Source organism: Nocardia sp. NPDC003183 (genome assembly GCF_053590715.1).
Window position 1 is genome coordinate 63,358 of record NZ_JBSFTG010000017.1, and the last position, 16,757, is coordinate 80,114.

Genomic DNA, 16,757 nt, shown 5'->3' on the forward strand with positions numbered 1-16,757 from the left:
TACTCGGATTGGGGGAGCACGGTGCATGGCGACCTTTTCAGACCGGCCGGACGATGGAGATGCCGGTCTGCGTCGTCGCACAGGAGATCAATGAACAACCCATTCGAATCAACAAACGGCGGCGCGTGCCAGCTCAGTCTTGAGTCCACTCACCGCCGGAGTACTCGGCGCGCAGATTCGCCCGCAGCTCGGCCTGCTCAGTCTCCCGCTCGGCGGCCAGCGGTGCGATCTGCATCGTGTAGTCGTCCTGGTCCTGCTCCGACCAGCTCATCCGACAATCAAGTGCTACTCCGGCGTGAGCTCTTCCGCCCAGCGGCGACACTCCTCCAACGAGAACCCCGCACGGCGTCCCACAGGGTCAACGCCGTCGCGGTCGCGGGTCAGCCACCAGAACCCTTTCCGGAAGGTCGCGAACATCCCGTTGCCCACGGGGTGCGGGCCAACCGTGGCGGCCCACTGGCGGCACTCGTCTATGGTGGCGGCCAGGTATCGGCCTATCGGTTCCTTACCCTCGCGATCTGAGGTCACCCGCCACCAGCCGTGATACCGGTTCGCCCACATGCCATTTGCGAGGATGACCGGCCCAATTATGTCGACGAGCTCGGCCGAGGCCAAGGCTGCGACAACATCCGCGTCCAGGGCTGCCAACTCCTGTGCTGTGCGATCATCGGTCACATCGACCCGTTCGCCGGTCGCGGAACGATACGACCCGCCGTGACGAGCACTTCCCACGCCGCGGCCTTCCGCGCGCATTGCCACCGTTCACACGTCCGATGGTTTTGCATCACCGTGTGGGCTTGATCGTCTGTCAGCGGTCCGGCTGGTGCGGAGTGATCGAGCACCGGCGAGGGCCTGCCTTGTTGTTCGGCCTCTTGCACCAGGCGGGCGATGATGTCCCACACCGTCGGCTGTTTCGGCACGGCCGTTGTCTGCCCCCACATGGTGGCCCTCTCTCTCAAGGGTTGGTGTGCCCCCGCCGCCGGGGGTTGAGGGTCACCCGGCGGCGCGGCTGAATTCAGCGTCCGCTGATCGGCGGGACGACGAAACCTCCTATGTTTCCCACTTTGGGACGTCCTACTGGGTGTACAACGTCCCTATGTCGAATGAGCGGTTGCGCGCCGCGATAGCCGCGCGCGGATGGACACACGCGAGGCTGGCTGAGGCGACGAGTGTGGATCCGAAATCGGTTGAACGCTGGGTGAACCTCGGTCGAGTTCCTCGGCGGCGCACAGCGATCCAGGCCGCCGAGTGTTTGGGCGAGGACGTCCACGCCCTGTGGCCTGCCCTGCGGCAGGCTCGCACGGCGCGTGCTGTGAGCACCGAACTCGTTGCCCTCTACGACCGGAGAGCAGATGTGTCGGCGTCGATGTTCGTCAACCTGCTCGCGCCGGCGCGAGACCACATCGACATCCTGGTCTATGCGGCGGTCTTCCTCCATGAGGCGTATCCGCGGCTCAACGATCTGTTGACCGAGCGCGCCGAAGCGGGTTGCGCGATACGGATTGCGGTAGGTGACGCCGACAGCGTCAACGTCCAACAACGTGGCATGGAAGAGAGATTCGGGCACGGCATCGAATCGCGCTGTCGTCTGGCCTTGATGCATTACCGGGCGTTGGAAGCAACGCCAGGCATCGAGCTGCGGACCCACGCAACGACCCTCTACAACAGCATCTTCCGCGCCGATGACGAAATGTATGTCAATGCCCACGTGTGGGGTGTGAACGCATACGGTGCACCCGTCTGGCATCTGCGCCGTACCGTCGACGGTGGCCTGTTCGACACCTACACCGAAAGTTTCAACGCGGTCTGGCGAACCGGCCGACCGGTGAAAGGCTGAGCCGATGGCGCGTACCGAATACTATGACGACCCAGCCGCACCGGAGCCGAACAGCCTTGTGGTCGCGGCGTCCGCAGTGGTATGCGACGACGTCGGCCGCGTCCTGCTGCAACGCCGCACCGACAGTGGTCTGTGGGCGTTGCCCGGTGGCGGCATGGAGATGACCGACAGTCTGCCTGGCTGCGCGGTCCGAGAGGTCAAGGAAGAAACCGGACTCGACATCGAAATCACCGGTCTCGTCGGAACTTACACCGATCCGCGCCACGTGATCGTCTACAGCGACGGTGAGGTCCGGCGCCAGTTCAACGTGTGCTTCCTGGCTCGTATCATCGGCGGTGACCTTGCGATCTCCGATGAGTCCACAGAGCTGCGGTTCGTCGCCCCCTCCGAACTGGACAGCCTCGACATGCACCACACGCAGCGGCTCAGGCTGACCCATTACCTCGCGGGACGAAGCGCGCCATATCTCGGCTGACGATTCGGCGACAACCGCGCGTGAGTGCGCCAGATGGCCGAGCGCATTGCTCGCGACGGTAGAAGCTGCGCGTGTCAGCTGCCCGACCTCGCCGCCCGTGAAAGGTGGCCGGTGCGCGCGGGTCAGTTCCTGCGGCACTCGGACGTGATACGCGCCCGTTCGGCACATTTTTCGAGGTGGTCGATCGCTGTGTCCAGTAGCCGATTTCCAACCACTGATAAGTGGGTCTAATCGGCGGCCGGCACGAGTGGTGGGACACCACCGCAACCTGGAAACAATAGGCACTGAGGTCGCCACTCCCTGAGCGACGTCCGCTATGCACGGGTCGCGGTGCGACGGGTCGTGCGCTTGTGGCGAGACGACCGGCTGACGTCCTGGCGCGGCCGATACAGCGGGCGTAGGAAACTTGCCGTTCGTTGTGGGCTCAGCGTTGGTGGGCGCGGAGTGCGGGGGCGACCCAGGTCGTGAGGTAGGCGCGCAGTTGCGAACCTTGCCGCGGCGGTCGACCGGGGTCGATGACAAAGGACTGCACGATCCGCAGCATGTGCTCCACGAGTTCATCGAGACGAGCGTCATCGATCCCCGCGCGGCCCCAATCGACAGCGAAGCGTTCGAGAATGGAGCGGCCGAAGGTCAACGCGGTATCGGAGGTGACACCCGGGGACAATGCGCCCGCGCGGCCAGGGGTCAACAGCAAGCCGAGATACCGGTCGGTGGAGAGGCGTTCGAGGGTGTATGCGATCCCTTCGACCACGGCCTCGGCGGGATCGGTGAGATGGTCCAGATGCTCGGCGAGGACATCGAGAAATCGACCCGTTTCCGTCAGCGCCGTGGTGGTCAGCAACGCGTCGGCATTGGCGAAATACCGGTACACGGTTTGACGGGTGACGCCGAGGTCGCGGGCGATCTCGGCCATGGTGAAATCCCCGCCGCTGCGTTCGATGGCCACACGGGCGGCGCCGATGATGCGCGCGATGGCTTCGGTGTCATCGGCCGGAGTGGTCCCCGACCAGCCGTGCGTGCGCATCGATTCCTTCCGGGCCGGTGATCGTGTTCTGCCGACCCTATCGTCTGCGCCGAGGTCGACGAGCGTCCCGTTCCGTCGAAATAGACCATACAGTTGGCTAGATATGTATGGTCAACTCATGACCACTCAGATCGAACCCGGCGCAGCCGGGCTGACCGAGGACCTGACCCGCCGCGCCTTGGGGTTGGTGCTCGACCACACCACCGATATGGCGCCCGCTCCGCTGCGAGTGCCGCTGCACTACTACAGCGACCCGAAGATCGCCGAGGTCGAGCAGACCCAGATCTTGCGCCGCACACCGCTGATGATCGTGCCCTCGGCGCGCATCCCCGCACCGAACGACTACGTGGTGCGCACCGTGCTCGAAGATTCACTGTTGGTCACCCGCGACCGTGATGGCACCGCGCATGTGTTCCTGAACTACTGCCGCCACCGCGGCGCGCAACCGGCATGCGGCTCGGGCAACGCCACCCGCTTCACCTGCCCCTATCACGCCTGGACCTACCGCAACACCGGCGAACTGGCCGGGGTGCCCGGCAAAGAGGGCTTCACCGGCATGGACCGCGCCGGCTACGGATTGGTCGAGCTACCCAGCCAGGAACGCCACGGGTTCATCTGGGCAGTGCTCTCTGCCGAGGGCTCGATCGACATCGACGCCCACCTCGGCGCGATGGGACCTGAACTGGCGCAGCTGAACTACGCTTCCTACGGCTACCACGACGAGCGGGAATTCACGTCCGAAGTCAGCTGGAAGGGCGCGCTCGAGGCTTTCGCCGAGAGCTACCACTTTCCCTTCGTGCACGGCCAGAGCGTGATCGGCCAGAACACTGTGGCCAACACCTCCACCCACGACGCCTTCGGCCGCCATCACCGTATGGGATTCCCGTTCAACTGGATCACCGCGCTCGAAGCCGATCCGAGCGGATCCTGGGACCCGCTGATGAACATGGGCGTCATCTATTGGATCTACCCGAACCTTGTGCTGGCCAACAGCCCTGTCGGTGTCGAGATCCTCGACATGCTGCCCGCCGGCGCCCCGACCCGCTGTACCGTCCGCCACAGCTGGATGGCCAAGATTCCCGCCACCACCGACGAGCAACGCGCCGTCTATGACGACATCTACGCCCAAGTCCATGCCGCGGTCCGCGACGAGGACTTCGCCATGCTGCCCCAATGCGGCGAAGGAGTTCGCCGAGGCCAGCACGATCACATGATCATCGGCCGCAACGAAATCGGCGTCCAGCACATGATCAGAACCCTCGCTGCCGAACTCGGCATCGCACTGGACTAACGGCGAGACAGGAACGCCGATGACCACGCACACCCACCCCGGCCTGTCAGAGGCTCATCCGGGCTCCGCGGCGGTGACCCCGCGCCGGGCGAGGCGCTGGCCGAGGCTGTGCGCGCTGCGGCTTGGCGTGACGGTCGTCGGTGTCGAGCGTGACATGGTGCGCCGGGCGGTACTGGCGAGCTCGGGCCGGTCGCGATAGGCCGACGGTAGGCGGCGATGCCGGGCTCCGCCCTATCGAGGCCCGGGCATGCATGTCGTGGTCGGCTAGCCGAGGCGGAATCCGGCTCGTTTCGAGTTGCCCGGACGGCTGAGGTCTTTCGGGAGTTTGCCGAAGAACTCGGAGTCGACTCGTGGCCGATGTGTCTTGACGGTCAGGACGACTGCACGATGAGCGCCTGCGCTGAGTCGAGAGTTCAACGTGCATGCGTATCAGCGACCGGAGCGGCGGTATTGTCGCCGGCATGTGGGGGTGCGTGATCTGCGACAAACACAACGGGACCGGACCACTGGTGAGCCCGGTGATCCACATTGATGACTTCGTGGTGGTGACCCACCGGCCTGCCCATGGCGAGTGGGTCCGGCCGGGCTATCTGTTCGTCGAGCCTCGTCGTCACGTTGCGAGCCTCGATCTGCTGGATGACGCTGAGACGGTCGCGTTCGCTCGCGCTGTCCGCTCGTCGATCGGCGCCCTGCGCCAGGTTCTCGAACCCACCCACGTCTTCACGTTCGTCGCGGGACTGAGCGCGGCCGGTGTTCACCTTCACCAGCACATTTTCACCCGACCTGTCGGTACTGCACGAGATGTACCGTGGCACAACGTCGATTCTCCGGACGCGCCTCAAATCCCTGCCTCCGGACTGGATGCGCTCTGTGCGGAGCTGTCTGCGGCGGTGCGGGGCTAGAGGGGCGTACCCAAGGACGACGCAGCGCCCGCCGGCCCTGTGTATCGCCTTGCGAGCGGCGCGATTCGAAGTGGAGACGCTTACTTCTTAGGCTACCGGCCCCGAGGCTCAGCATGTATCGACCCATCGGGCGTTGGCCCGAGGCGTTCTCCTCCGGCGACGGGTCGATCACCCAGTTGCCGTCGGGCCCGGCTATGGCGGAGCCGACGGGTTTGCTGTGAGCAATGAGTTCAGTGCGGTGCGGGAAGGCGGTGGTGTTCGACCCGCTTGCACCGCTCGAGGTACTGGATGGCCGACTCGTGCAATGTAGGCATGTGCACGAGGCCATGGGTCGTGAGCGAACTCGGCCCGGGTGCGATGCCAGTGCCTTGCGCATAGTTCGTCGAGGCTCATAGATATCGGATTCGGCTGGTACCCGGTGTCGGGTTCGGCGGCGCGAGAGGCGCGAAGCAGTTCCTGCTCTGGTGTCCATCCGCAATGATCGAAAGCCCATGTGCCGTCCGATGCATACACGTGGCTCGGGTTGTCAGCGCCGCTCGGCCACAGTCCGACCGGCCGGAACGTGCTGGTATGGATCTCCAGAAATGCGTAGGTGAGGATGTGGCACGCGCCGGCAGCGAAGAATGCCTGATCGTCTCGGTTCCACGACAGGTGTTGATCGGCTCGCTCCAGTGGGCTCCGCCGGAACACCGAGCACGGGACATACACGCCGCCAGTCTATTCCGACGCTGCCAGCCCCTTCTCCGGTTCTCGATTCGAAACGGGTGATGACAACGAGCGTCGTATGTGACCGACGAGAGCTGTCGTCACCGTTCTCCCGTTCGGCAATTACATTGCCGGACAGCGTGCTCGACCTGGAGAAGGACGCCCGGCCGCTGTTCGAGATCGCCAATGGCTGTCACAATCCGTCGCGCCGGTGAGCAGGTCGTCGGCTAGGGCGAGCAGTAGCTCGGCTCGTTGTCGGTGGCAGTCAGCGAGGGTTCGCGACAGTGGGCAGGAGTGCGCCGTCGAGGGCGAGATCCAGCAGACGGTCGGCCTGTCGCCGCGACGTATGCTCGCGAGACCAAGCGAGGGCGTTGATCAGCGCGAACACATCATCCCCGGTCACGTCGGCGCGCAGGGCTCCCGCCAGGCGGGCATTCGCGACCAGGCGATCGCCGATCTCGGTCATCCGCAGGCATGCCGCGTGCAACGCCGATGCCGCGTCATCGGCTCCCGCACTGAGAATCTGGGCCAGTCCCTGGTAGGTCGAGGCGTGGTCCAGGACTGCCCGGATCCACGTGACGAGCGCTTCCGCGCTGTTGCCGGCTTGCGTCAGCGCCTCGCCGTGGTCGAGCAGGGCGGTGTTTCGCTGGTCCAGCAGTGCGCCGATCAGTGCCCCGCGGTGGGGGAAGTGCGCGTAGAGCGTGCCGATCGATACTCCGGCCCGACGGGCGATTTTGTCCAACGGGGCTTCGGCGCCGAACTCGGCGAAGACTGTGTCGGCCTCGGCGAGCAGCCGATCGTAATTGCGACGCGCGTCGGCCCGGGGTCGGCGACCAGCGGTCGGCGGGGTCTTCGCCACGGCCTTGCTCCTAACTCGAGGTACCCTCGACTTATAGATCGAGGCACCCTCATTTTAACGGGAGACAGTGATGATCCTTGTAACCGGCGCGACGGGCTCCATCGGACGACACCTGGTCCGCCTGCTCCGACAGCGGCAGGCACCGTTCAAGGCGCTGGTCCGAAACCCCGCCCGTGGCCGAGAACTCGGTGGCGAGTACGTGGTCGCCGATTTCGACCGACCGGACTCGCTGCAGGCCGCGATGTCGGGCATTGATCGACTGTTTCTGCTCTCCGCGGGCGCCGAGCCGACATCGGGGCGTCAGCCGATGGTCGCACAACAGGTCGCCGCGATCGATGCCGCCGCACGTGCGGGGGTCCGCACGGTGGTCAAGGTTTCGGTCCAGGGTGCGAGCCGATCCGGGAAACTCGCCAGCGGTGCGCACTGGTCGATCGAGCAGCACCTCGAAGCTTCCGGGCTCGACTGGTCGATACTTCAACCGAGTGGATTCATGCAGAATTTCCGCACCGGTGCAGGCACTTTCACTGCCGAGGGTGACATCATCGGCGCGTACGGAGATGGGCGGGTGCCCTACATCGATTGCCGCGATATCGCCGCGTGCGCGGCGGCCCTGCTGACCGAATATCGCGATTCAGCACAACGTTTCGTACTGACCGGACCAGAAGCGCTCAGTCATACCGACATCGCCGCCAGGCTATCCGCTGCCTACGGTCGGACTATTTCCTACGTCGATCTGCCACCAGCGCAATTGGCCGCACGACTCACTGCCCAGGGTCTTCCCACGCAATTCGCCGAAGACGTCGCCGAACTCCAGGCCGGAATCGCCGAGGGCACCGCGGCGCACATCACGTCCGCGGTCTCCGACCTCACCGGTCGCGGCCCCAGAACATTCGACCAGTTTCTCGCCGACCATCAGCCGGCAACCGCCGAGCCCCACTAGCGTTGCGTCGGCGAAGGCTGTGTCGAGCGTCGGGTGCCCTTGATCAACGACGCGCAGCATGCAACGACATGCCATGGTTTCAGTGAGAAGGAGCGATGTGAACGGCGGCTGCCTCTGCGGGAATATCCGGTTCTCCGCGACCGGCGATCCGGACTTTCCTCATCTTTGCTCGTGTGAGCACTGTCAGCGGCTTTCAGGGGCTCCGGTGATGTCGTGGGTGTCCTTCCCGGAGGAAGGATTCGCGTGGACTGGTCGAGGCGGCGAACCGGCCTGGTTCGAGACCTTCCCGCAGATCTGGCGCGGGTTCTGTCCGAAGTGCGGCTCCTCGGTCGCGTCCAAGGGCGATGAAGCGGGCCTGGTGGGGATCACGATTATGGCTTTGGATGATCATGCCCACCTGGTACCGATCAAACAGAGCTTTGCGCACAACGCGGTCCCGTGGATGGCCCCGTTCAGGTGAGGCACTGGCGTTGTGGGACAACCGATCTCGGCTGCCCCACATCCTCGCCGGGTTCGGACTCCTGACCGTGTGACCGCCGCGACGGTACTTCGATCTGTCGAAGGGGACGTACTGCCCGCGGCTGTAGGCCGGTGATCGGCTGTTTCGCATGACTTGCGGACCGGCCCTTGTTGTTTCGGCCGCGGACAGGCGGTCATTGGTGCCCTTGCCGGATACCTGGTGACATCTTCGGGCCGACCCTGGTTCGGCCTGTCCGCCTCGGGAACCGTTGAGCTCGTATGGATCCTCACCCGTGATGCCCCGCGGCCAGAATGCGTGCCGCGGTAGTGATCGACGCACGCGGATCGCAACCTTTGACCACCGTTACTGCTCCTGTCAGGCTACTCGAGTAGACCAGCAGATCCATCAGATTGTGCACGCTGGTCGATATGTATGGTCGCGCCGGGCAGGCCCGGCGCCGCGGCTCGATGAGGAAGACCTGCCGGTGAACAAACTCGTCCCCACTTCGCGACTTCGATCCCGGACGCTGTGGCGGTCCCTGTCTGTGCCGTTGATCGCGTCGATGCTGCTCACCGCGTGTAGTGCCGGATCGGGTGAGAACACGCAGCCGCCGCGCACCGGCGGCACGCTGAACTTCGCGATCGGGACTGATTCCGGATGCGTCGACCCGCACCAAGCGGGCAGCAGCGACACGATGTATTCGCTGCGGCAGACAGTGGATTCGCTCCTGGACCAGGATTTCTCGACCGGGGAACTGGTTCCGTGGCTGGCGGAGTCCTGGCAGGTCAGCGACGACGCGCGCACCTTCACCTTCCGGCTGCGACCGAACGCGACATTCAGCGACGGCACCCCCGTCGACGCCGCGGCGGTGAAGGCCAGCTTCGACGCGATACCCGGACTCGGTGCTCTCGCGATCCAGGCGACGTCCTATCTCGAAGGCTACGTGGGCACCACGGTCGTCGACGATCGGACCGCCGCGGTGAGCTTCGCACAGCCCAATGCGCAATTCCTGCAGGCAACCACGACATCGTCGCTCGGTGTGGTCGCGCCCTCGACCTCGAGCCGGCCCGCGGCCGAGCGATGCAGCGGCGGCGTGATCGGGTCGGGTCCGTTCGTCCTCACCGAATACCTCAGGAACCGGTCGGTCACCCTGACCAAGCGGCAGGGCTACGACTGGGGCTCGGCGCGGTGGACGAAACCGGGCGAGGCATACCTCGACACCTTGGTGTTCCCGGTGATTCCCGAGGCCGGTGTGCGCACCGGCAGCCTGATCTCCGGTCAGGTCGACGCGATCGGGCGCGTTGCCCAGGCCGAGGAGTCGGCGCTGGCCGGGGCCGATGTCACGGTGCAGGCGTACACGATTCCCGGCGTCGGCTACAACCTGGGTTTCAACAACAGCAAGCCGCTGTTCGGTGATGCCCGTGTGCGCCAAGCGATCCAGATCGCCGTCGACCGCAAGCAGATCGTCGAAACGGTGTTCTCCCGTGGTACCAACCCGGCGACGAGTGTGCTGGCGAAGAACACCCCCGGCTACGTCGACCTCGGTGCGGTACTGGCGGTCGACATCGCCCGGGCGAAGCGGCTGTTGGACGAGGCGGGCTGGGTCCCCGGGGGCGGGGGCATCCGGGAGAAGGACGGTGCGCGGCTGAGCCTGAAGACCGTCTGGTTCACCACCGCGGCCACCTTCCAGCCCGCGCTGGAACTGATCCAGCAGCAGCTCAAGGACATCGGTGTCGAACTGGTCCTGCATCAGTTGCAGGTCGCGCAGTTCCCGGAGCTGATCCGCTCCGGTGATTTCGATCTGTTCTGGGGCGGCAACTACAGCCGCGCCGATCCGGATGCCCTGCGCACGCTCTACTCCACCAAACTGCGCAACGCCTACCGCGTCCCGGCGACCGAGCTGGAAGGGTTGCTCGACCAGCAGGCTGCCACGCTGGATCCGGTGGCCCGCAACCGGATCGTCGCGCGAATCCAGGAACTGATCGTCGCCAACGCTTATGTGGTGCCGATCGTCGACCAGCAGTCGGTGCTCGGCGTCCGCACCGCCGTCCACGATCTGCGGTTCGCCGGTGCGGGTGACGTCCACCTGCACGACACGTGGAAGAGCTGAACAGTCATGTGGCAGTTCGTATTCCGTCGAGTCGCACAGGCGGTTGTGGTGCTGTGGGCGGCCTACACCGTGTCGTTCCTGCTCCTGTTCGCTCTGCCGGGAGACTCCGTGGATGCCGTGGCGGGCGCGTCGGGCGCGGCGACGACGGTCGATCCCGCGGAACTGGACCGTCGGCGCGCCGAGTACGGCTTCGACGAGCCGCTGTTCACCCAGTACGCGCATCATCTCGCGGATGCGCTGCGCGGCGACTTCGGCGCGTCGTTCGCCAGCGGTGAGCCGGTGGGCGCGCTCATCGCCGAGGCGCTACCGCAGACTGTGCAGCTGACCGTCCCGGCCCTGGTGCTGGCGATCGTCCTCGGCACGACGGTGGCCACCCTGGCCACCTACCGGGTGAGCCGCTGGCTCCAGCAGTTGCTGCTGTCGCTGCCCTCGCTGGCCATCTCGATCCCGACGTTCTGGATCGGGTTGATGCTGATCCAGGTGCTGTCGTTCCGGGTGCCGGTATTCCCGGCGTTCGGCAACGACGGATGGCGTGGCCTGGTGCTGCCGACGATCACCCTGGCCGTGCCGACCGCGGCTCTGCTGGCACAGGTGCTGGCAAAGAGCCTGTCGAAGACACTCGACGAGCCCTATGTGCAGACCGCCCGGGCCAAGGGCGTGGGTCCGACCAGGATCCGGCTGCGGCACGCGCTGCAGAACGCGTCGTTGCCCGCGCTCACCGTCGTGGGATTGCTCGTCGGCGGCCTGCTGGCCAACGCCGTGCTGATCGAGATCGTGTTCTCCCGCAACGGATTGGGCCGGATCGTCGTCGACGCGGTCACCTTGCAGGACGTTCCGGTGGTGCAGGGTGTCGTCGTCTTCAGCGCAGTGGTCTTCGTCTCGGTGAACCTGCTCGTCGACCTGATCTATCCGCTGCTCGATCCGCGGATCGTCCCGAGCAGAGAGAGGAGTGCGGCGTGACAGCCTCGACGATCATCGCAGTGGTCCCTGCCCCTTCGACTACCGAGCCGCCCACCGAAAAACCCTCCGCTCCGAGCCGATTCGACCTCGCCGGGACCGCGCGGTTCCTGCTCCGCCGGCCGGGTCTGATTCTGTCGATCCTGGTGGTGGGGTCCGTTGTGCTCGCAGCCTTCGTCCCGGAACTGTTCGCCTCTCGCGATCCGCTGCGCGCGACGCCCGCGCAGCGGTTCGCGCCACCGAGCACCCAACACTGGTTCGGCACCGACGAACTGGGCCGCGACCACTACACGCGCGTGATCCACGGCACCGCGCTGTCGTTGCAGGCGACGCTCATCGCGGTGGGGGTGGCCCTGGTCGTCGGCGCGGCGATCGGGTTGCTCGCCGGATTCGTGCGCGGGTGGGTGGAGAGCGTCTCGATGCGGCTCGTCGACGTGGTGCTGTCGATTCCGGCGCTGTTCCTGTCGTTGGCCCTGGTGACCGCGCTCGGGCGCGGGACCGTCGAGATCGCCGTCGCCGTCGGCGTCGCGGGGGTGGCCGGTTTCGCGAGGGTGATGCGGGCCGAGGTGCTGCGGGTCAGCGAGGCCGACTATGTCGATGCCGCGCGCGCGTCCGGAACACGCTGGTATGTGGTGATGGTGCGGCACGTGCTGCCGAACGCGCGCGGCCCGGTACTCGTGCTCGCGACGCTCGAACTGGGCACCGCGGTACTCGCGGTCGCGTCGCTGAGCTTTCTCGGTTTCGGCGCCGCGCCCCCGGCGCCGGAGTGGGGCACCTTGATCGCCGGCGGCCGCAACTACCTGGCCAACGCGTGGTGGCTGTCGACCCTGCCGGGTCTGGTCGTCGTCGCGACCGTGCTGTCGGTCAACCGGATCGCCCACGCGCTCGACGGCGAATGGAGCCGTCGCGCGACACCACACGTACCCGCCGGCGACCGCGCCCCCGCGGCCGTTTCCACCACCGAGACCGAGGAGAAGCATCAGTGACGACGACGAACAGCCAGCAGAATCCGGTAGTCGCGACCGGGAACGGGGATTCGCCCGGGTTTCCGGCGCTCACCGAACCTCTGCCCGGCCTGCGCGAGTTCCTCATCCACAAGCGTGCGGCGCTGCTGGCGCTGGAGGCGAAAGCCGAGCAGACACCGCCGGTCGAGCCGATCGTGATCCGTGCCCACACCGTCGCGGAGGGGCGCAGTGGCGTGCGCCGCATCAGGATTCGCGATCACCAGATCATCAGCGACTCACCACCCGAGTTCGCCGGGTACGACCTGGGTCCGGGATCGCCCGAGATCCAGCTGGGAGTGCTGTCGAGCTGCCTGACCCATATCTTCGAGATCACCGCCGCGCGCCACGAGATCGTGCTCGACGAACTGCGGGTCGAGGTGACGGCCGAGATCGAACCACGCCGAGGCACACCGGGTTTCGAGAACGCGCCGGTCGAGCCGCACGACATCGGCTACCAGGTGTTCGTCACCTCCCCCGAGCCCGCCGACCGGATCGACGAACTGTTCCGGATCGTGGAGGCGCAGTGCCCCATCCTGGCGTTGCTGACCAATCCGCAGACGATCACCGGTTCGCTGACGCTCACCCCGACGCCATCGGATGCGCGATGACCTCGATCGCGCAGCGCCTCGAGCGGCTGGAAGCGGAGGGGGAGATCAACCGCACCTTCTTCCGGTTCTTCGAACTCGTCGACAGCCGCAGCTACGAACTCATCGCACCCGAATGCCTGGCGCCCGACGCACAGATCGAATACCGGCTCCCGGCGCCACACAGCTTCAGCGGCCGCGACGAGTTCACCCGGTACATGGTCGACAGGGTCGCGCCGCGCTCGCAGCGAGTGGCGCACGTCCTCGGCCAGACCGTCGTGGAATGGCGCGGTGATACCCCGCGGCTCAAAGCCCGTGCGACGGTGTGGCACTGGTATCAGCAGTATGCCGACCGCGGCGATCTACGCCCGGCCGACTGGACCACGATCGGCCATGTCGAGGACGATTTCGCGTTCGTCGACGGAAGATGGCTCATCGCACGACGGCTTGTCACACCGGTCGCGGGATTGGTGGCCGCCGGATCACCACCGCCGAGCCTGCCCGAACCCATCGCCGTGCGGTCAGCTCACGCGCCCACGCTGCCCGGATCGGCCGGGGGAGCGTAGGCGCGAAGGAAGGTATCGACGGCGCCCTCGGCGACGAAGCGAATGTCGGCCGCGGGCACGTCGCGCGTTCCCATGCGGGAGCGTGCCTCGGCGGGAGCGCTGAGCATGGCCAGCAGCTGTTCGGCCGCTTGATCGGGGTCGCACGGACGCAGCTGACCTGACAGCACCAGCCGTGCCAGCCGGTCGGCCAGGGCGGGGCCGAGCCGATCGGAAGTTCGGTTCTGCACGACCTCGATCAGATGCGGAAAGCGGGCGACCTGGGCGTAGGTCAGCCATCGCAGGGCGCGCGAACGATGCTCGCAGTTCACCTCGAGGATCTCGCGCGTCACCTCGTGCAGGCTCGCCCGCAGATCGGCCACCGGCGTGCGTAAGCGCTCTATCGCGGCGAGGTTGTCGGCCAGGACGGATTCGGCCGTCGCCGCCATTGCCTCGTCGAACACGCGCTGCTTGTCCTCGAAGTGGTTGTACACCGTCTGCTTCGAGACCCCGGCCTCGTCCGCGATGTCCTGCACGCTCGACTGGTCGTACCCCCGGCAGGAGAACACCGAGAACGCCGCCTCCAGAATCGCACGCCGTTTGTCGATACGTCCACGTGCCGCCGGCAGATCCACCACGCCTCTACTTTACCGACAGGTGCCTCATACCAGACCGGTGAGTCCAGTTCGGCGTACCAGGTGTGGCCCGTGCTTCGACTCGGCGGCAACCGATGTCGACTCACCGTTGTGCGACGAGTGTCGATATCGGAGGAAGCGCCGGCCTCTTGACTTTCCTAGTGGGAAAGTAGATCCTTGACTTTCCAGCTAGGAAAGTGAGACCACCATGGAGAACATCGCTCCGGACCAGGCACGAGCCGCGCTTGCGGCGGTCGAGCACGCGCGCCGTCGAGTGGCCGAGGAGGTCGGGCTGCCACGCGGGTACTGGTGGGCAATGGCCGCCGGGTGGGTCGTGCTCGGTGTGATCGGTGACCTCGGGCCATCATGGCTGATCATCGCCGCGACGCTGATCTTCGGTGCGGGGCACTCGTTCGTCGCCTCGCGGTTGCTCGGCGGGCGTCGGCGGACCGACCAGGTGCATGTGAGCGCGGCCGTGGCCGGACGCCGCACCCCGATCGTGGTTGTGGGCATGCTGTTCGCGCTCGTCGGCCTCACCATCGGCGTGGCGATGGCCCTGAACGCGGACGGTGACCGCAACCCCGGAATCTGGGCCGGAGTGCTGGTTGCCGCGATCATCGGCTTCGGTGGTCCGGAAATCCTTCGCGTCCTGCGGCATTGGTTCCGCGCGTGACGCAGGCCCGTTTCGACGAACTCATCCATCCCAGCACCAGGCTCTCGCTGGTCGCGACGCTCGCAGCCGCCGACTGGGCGGAGTTCGCCTTCCTCAAAGATCGCCTGGGGTTGTCGGATTCGGCCCTGTCCAAGCAGCTCGCGACCCTCGAGTCGGCCGGTTATGTCACCACCGAACGCCGGCTGGACGGCAGCCGCCGCAAAGTCCGCGCGCACCTGACCGAGCGTGGACGGGACGCCTTCGCCGGCCATATCGCCGCCCTGCAGGAAATCGTCGCCGCCGCGACACCGGCCACACCGTCCTGATTCGACGGGCCTGACCTCGCAGGCCCCAGGTCCTCGCGTTCTGGCAGTGTTTCGTCGAGGCCAGTCTTCACGCCGTTGTTCGCGCTCGTTCCGGTGTCGAGCCGAACCGTGCGCGCAGAGTCGATTCGGCGTATTCGTGCCGGAACGGACCGCGCCGGCGCAGGATCGGGACGACCTCGTCGACGAAGATCTCCAAGCCGGAGGCAAAGGGATCGTGTCGGCTACTTCCTCTGGTGCGCCGAGGATCCGGCGGCGACCGCCGTCGCCCGCGATGTCGGGCTTCTTGGGCATCCACGATCTGGGCCCGGCATTCTGCCGGGTCGGCGGCGGTGCTCGAGGATCTCGGCGTTCGGATGAACCGCGCCTTAGCACCCATTAACGCAACATTTACTTGCTTTAACTCGCTAATGCTAGTTATTCTTGCATTAGTGACGATTAGTCGCAGGCAGTTGCAGGGATTGTGAGCGTGGAACCCGGGACTGCGGCCCTTGCGGAACGGGAGACGAGAGGTAGACCGCTTCGCCGCCGGAAAGGAGACCAGGATGGTTGTGTTCCTCGCTTGTGCGGTCGCGGTGACAGTGATGCTGTATTGCGCCCTGCGTTCGGGTATGCGTGTCGAGGAACGTGACGATGGGTGGCACCTGATGATTCACGGGCGCCTTCCGTCGCGGTCGAAGCTGTCGTCGGTGCTGGCCTCGATTCCGCCGCGGGTCGCGGTTCATGTGGATGTGGCCGTGCCCGATCTCAGCGACTCGCTCGTCGCGACCATCAACGACTGGCAGGAAAATTTCGAAAAGGCCGGCGGATTCGCGGTTGTCCACGAGATCGGCCGCCCGTGGTTGAGTGTCGGCTTGTCCACCGTGGACCGGTGCGGTGTCGTGACCTCGGCCGAACGGTCACCCAGGACCTTGCTCATCACGTGTGCGGACTCGCGGATCGTGCCGAAGATGATCGGGGCAACTGGGCCGGGGGAGATGATCGTGGTGCGCAGTAGCGGCAATATCGTCCCTGCGCGCGGTGCGCGGGCGCGCTCCGGTCTGCTCATCGACACCACGGTGGCGGCCGCGGTCGACTTCGCGGTCGAGGAGCTCGGAGTCGACGACATCGTGGTGTGTGGGCATTCCGTGTGTGGTGCGATGTCCTCGGCACTGCGCGGAGTGGGCGTGGACATCGCGGAGTCGAGCGACTGGATCGAGCAGGCGCGACCTAGCGTGGTTCGGATGAGCGGCGGTCGACCGGCTCCTGTGCTCGACCCGACTCCCGCCGAGGATTCGGGCAGCATCGTTGACGAGCTGTCCAAGTACAACGTGGTCCAGCAGATCGAGCACCTGCGTACCTATCCCGCCGTCGTCGCGGCCGAACGCGCCGGTCGACTGCGCCTGGCCGGCATGTACTTCGAGATCGCCACGGCACGCATGCATCTCATAGATCAGCGGTGACCGCGACTCGCT

19 protein-coding genes are annotated in these 16,757 nt (G+C 66.0%); 14 read left to right on the forward strand and 5 right to left on the reverse strand.

Going from position 1 to position 16,757, the window contains the following annotated elements; all coding sequences use genetic code 11:
* Positions 1 to 133 precede the first annotated feature (133 nt).
* Together ACWDXS_RS31065 and ACWDXS_RS31070 are read right to left on the reverse strand one after the other, a co-directional pair.
* On the reverse strand, positions 134 to 271 hold the full coding sequence (locus ACWDXS_RS31065; protein WP_449971194.1) for a hypothetical protein: 138 nt from the start codon (positions 269 to 271) through the stop codon (positions 134 to 136).
* Between the two features lie 14 nt (positions 272 to 285).
* Positions 286 to 675, reverse strand: a complete 390-nt coding sequence (locus ACWDXS_RS31070) for a hypothetical protein (protein ID WP_449971197.1) — start codon at positions 673 to 675, stop codon at positions 286 to 288.
* A gap of 496 nt (positions 676 to 1,171) precedes the next feature.
* On the opposite strand from ACWDXS_RS31070, the gene ACWDXS_RS31075 reads away from it, so the two are divergent.
* Together ACWDXS_RS31075 and ACWDXS_RS31080 are read left to right on the forward strand one after the other, a co-directional pair.
* Positions 1,172 to 1,837, forward strand: coding sequence for an XRE family transcriptional regulator (locus ACWDXS_RS31075; RefSeq protein ID WP_449971200.1), 666 nt, complete (start codon positions 1,172 to 1,174; stop codon positions 1,835 to 1,837).
* Positions 1,838 to 1,841: 4 nt separating this feature from the next.
* On the forward strand, positions 1,842 to 2,312 hold the full coding sequence (locus tag ACWDXS_RS31080; protein ID WP_379316710.1) for an NUDIX hydrolase: 471 nt from the start codon (positions 1,842 to 1,844) through the stop codon (positions 2,310 to 2,312).
* A gap of 424 nt (positions 2,313 to 2,736) precedes the next feature.
* Here the strand turns inward: ACWDXS_RS31080 and ACWDXS_RS31085 are convergent, their stop codons facing one another.
* Entirely contained in the window at positions 2,737 to 3,339 is a 603-nt protein-coding gene (locus ACWDXS_RS31085) for a TetR/AcrR family transcriptional regulator (protein WP_449971204.1), read from the reverse strand.
* Between the two features lie 118 nt (positions 3,340 to 3,457).
* On the opposite strand from ACWDXS_RS31085, the gene ACWDXS_RS31090 reads away from it, so the two are divergent.
* Both ACWDXS_RS31090 and ACWDXS_RS31095 read left to right on the forward strand, forming a co-directional pair.
* On the forward strand, positions 3,458 to 4,630 hold the full coding sequence (locus tag ACWDXS_RS31090; protein ID WP_378992761.1) for an aromatic ring-hydroxylating oxygenase subunit alpha: 1,173 nt from the start codon (positions 3,458 to 3,460) through the stop codon (positions 4,628 to 4,630).
* Positions 4,631 to 5,052: 422 nt separating this feature from the next.
* Entirely contained in the window at positions 5,053 to 5,532 is a 480-nt protein-coding gene (locus ACWDXS_RS31095) for an HIT family protein (protein ID WP_387446597.1), read from the forward strand.
* A 970-nt stretch (positions 5,533 to 6,502) separates the two neighbouring features.
* Here the strand turns inward: ACWDXS_RS31095 and ACWDXS_RS31100 are convergent.
* Entirely contained in the window at positions 6,503 to 7,096 is a 594-nt protein-coding gene (locus tag ACWDXS_RS31100; protein ID WP_449971209.1) for a TetR/AcrR family transcriptional regulator, read from the reverse strand.
* A 70-nt stretch (positions 7,097 to 7,166) separates the two neighbouring features.
* On the opposite strand from ACWDXS_RS31100, the gene ACWDXS_RS31105 reads away from it, so the two are divergent.
* The 7 genes from ACWDXS_RS31105 (at position 7,167) to ACWDXS_RS31135 (ending at position 13,717) form a co-directional block, all read left to right on the forward strand.
* Positions 7,167 to 8,036, forward strand: coding sequence for an SDR family oxidoreductase (locus ACWDXS_RS31105; RefSeq protein WP_449971212.1), 870 nt, complete (start codon positions 7,167 to 7,169; stop codon positions 8,034 to 8,036).
* A 58-nt stretch (positions 8,037 to 8,094) separates the two neighbouring features.
* Complete coding sequence (locus ACWDXS_RS31110; RefSeq protein WP_449971215.1) at positions 8,095 to 8,496, forward strand: GFA family protein; 402 nt, start codon at positions 8,095 to 8,097, stop codon at positions 8,494 to 8,496.
* 484 nt (positions 8,497 to 8,980) lie between these two features.
* A complete protein-coding gene (locus ACWDXS_RS31115) occupies positions 8,981 to 10,606 on the forward strand; it encodes an ABC transporter substrate-binding protein (protein WP_449971218.1) in 1,626 nt (541 codons plus the stop codon).
* Between the two features lie 6 nt (positions 10,607 to 10,612).
* Entirely contained in the window at positions 10,613 to 11,566 is a 954-nt protein-coding gene (locus ACWDXS_RS31120; RefSeq protein ID WP_387446601.1) for an ABC transporter permease, read from the forward strand.
* The gene (locus tag ACWDXS_RS31125) at positions 11,563 to 12,549 is read left to right on the forward strand and encodes an ABC transporter permease (RefSeq protein ID WP_449971221.1); all 987 of its coding nucleotides are present in this window, start codon (positions 11,563 to 11,565) and stop codon (positions 12,547 to 12,549) included. Before ACWDXS_RS31120 ends, ACWDXS_RS31125 begins: the two co-directional genes overlap by 4 nt.
* Entirely contained in the window at positions 12,546 to 13,175 is a 630-nt protein-coding gene (locus ACWDXS_RS31130) for an OsmC family protein (RefSeq protein ID WP_449971224.1), read from the forward strand. Before ACWDXS_RS31125 ends, ACWDXS_RS31130 begins: the two co-directional genes overlap by 4 nt.
* Positions 13,172 to 13,717, forward strand: a complete 546-nt coding sequence (locus ACWDXS_RS31135) for a nuclear transport factor 2 family protein (RefSeq protein ID WP_449971228.1) — start codon at positions 13,172 to 13,174, stop codon at positions 13,715 to 13,717. The genes ACWDXS_RS31130 and ACWDXS_RS31135 overlap by 4 nt, the downstream gene beginning before the upstream one ends.
* On the opposite strand, the gene ACWDXS_RS31140 is transcribed toward ACWDXS_RS31135, so the two are convergent.
* On the reverse strand, positions 13,678 to 14,331 hold the full coding sequence (locus ACWDXS_RS31140; protein WP_449971231.1) for a TetR/AcrR family transcriptional regulator: 654 nt from the start codon (positions 14,329 to 14,331) through the stop codon (positions 13,678 to 13,680). The two genes, ACWDXS_RS31135 and ACWDXS_RS31140, sit on opposite strands and share 40 nt — an antisense overlap.
* Positions 14,332 to 14,536: 205 nt before the next feature.
* On the opposite strand from ACWDXS_RS31140, the gene ACWDXS_RS31145 reads away from it, so the two are divergent.
* The 3 genes from ACWDXS_RS31145 to ACWDXS_RS31155 all read left to right on the forward strand — a co-directional run bounded on the left by ACWDXS_RS31145 (position 14,537) and on the right by ACWDXS_RS31155 (position 16,745).
* Positions 14,537 to 15,001, forward strand: coding sequence for a hypothetical protein (locus ACWDXS_RS31145; RefSeq protein ID WP_378992781.1), 465 nt, complete (start codon positions 14,537 to 14,539; stop codon positions 14,999 to 15,001).
* A complete protein-coding gene (locus ACWDXS_RS31150; protein ID WP_378992783.1) occupies positions 14,998 to 15,306 on the forward strand; it encodes a transcriptional regulator in 309 nt (102 codons plus the stop codon). Before ACWDXS_RS31145 ends, ACWDXS_RS31150 begins: the two co-directional genes overlap by 4 nt.
* Positions 15,307 to 15,848: 542 nt before the next feature.
* Positions 15,849 to 16,745 carry a carbonic anhydrase gene (locus ACWDXS_RS31155; protein ID WP_449971234.1) on the forward strand — a complete coding sequence of 299 codons (897 nt, stop codon included), beginning with the start codon at positions 15,849 to 15,851 and terminating at the stop codon, positions 16,743 to 16,745.
* The last annotated feature ends 12 nt before the right edge of the window (positions 16,746 to 16,757 follow it).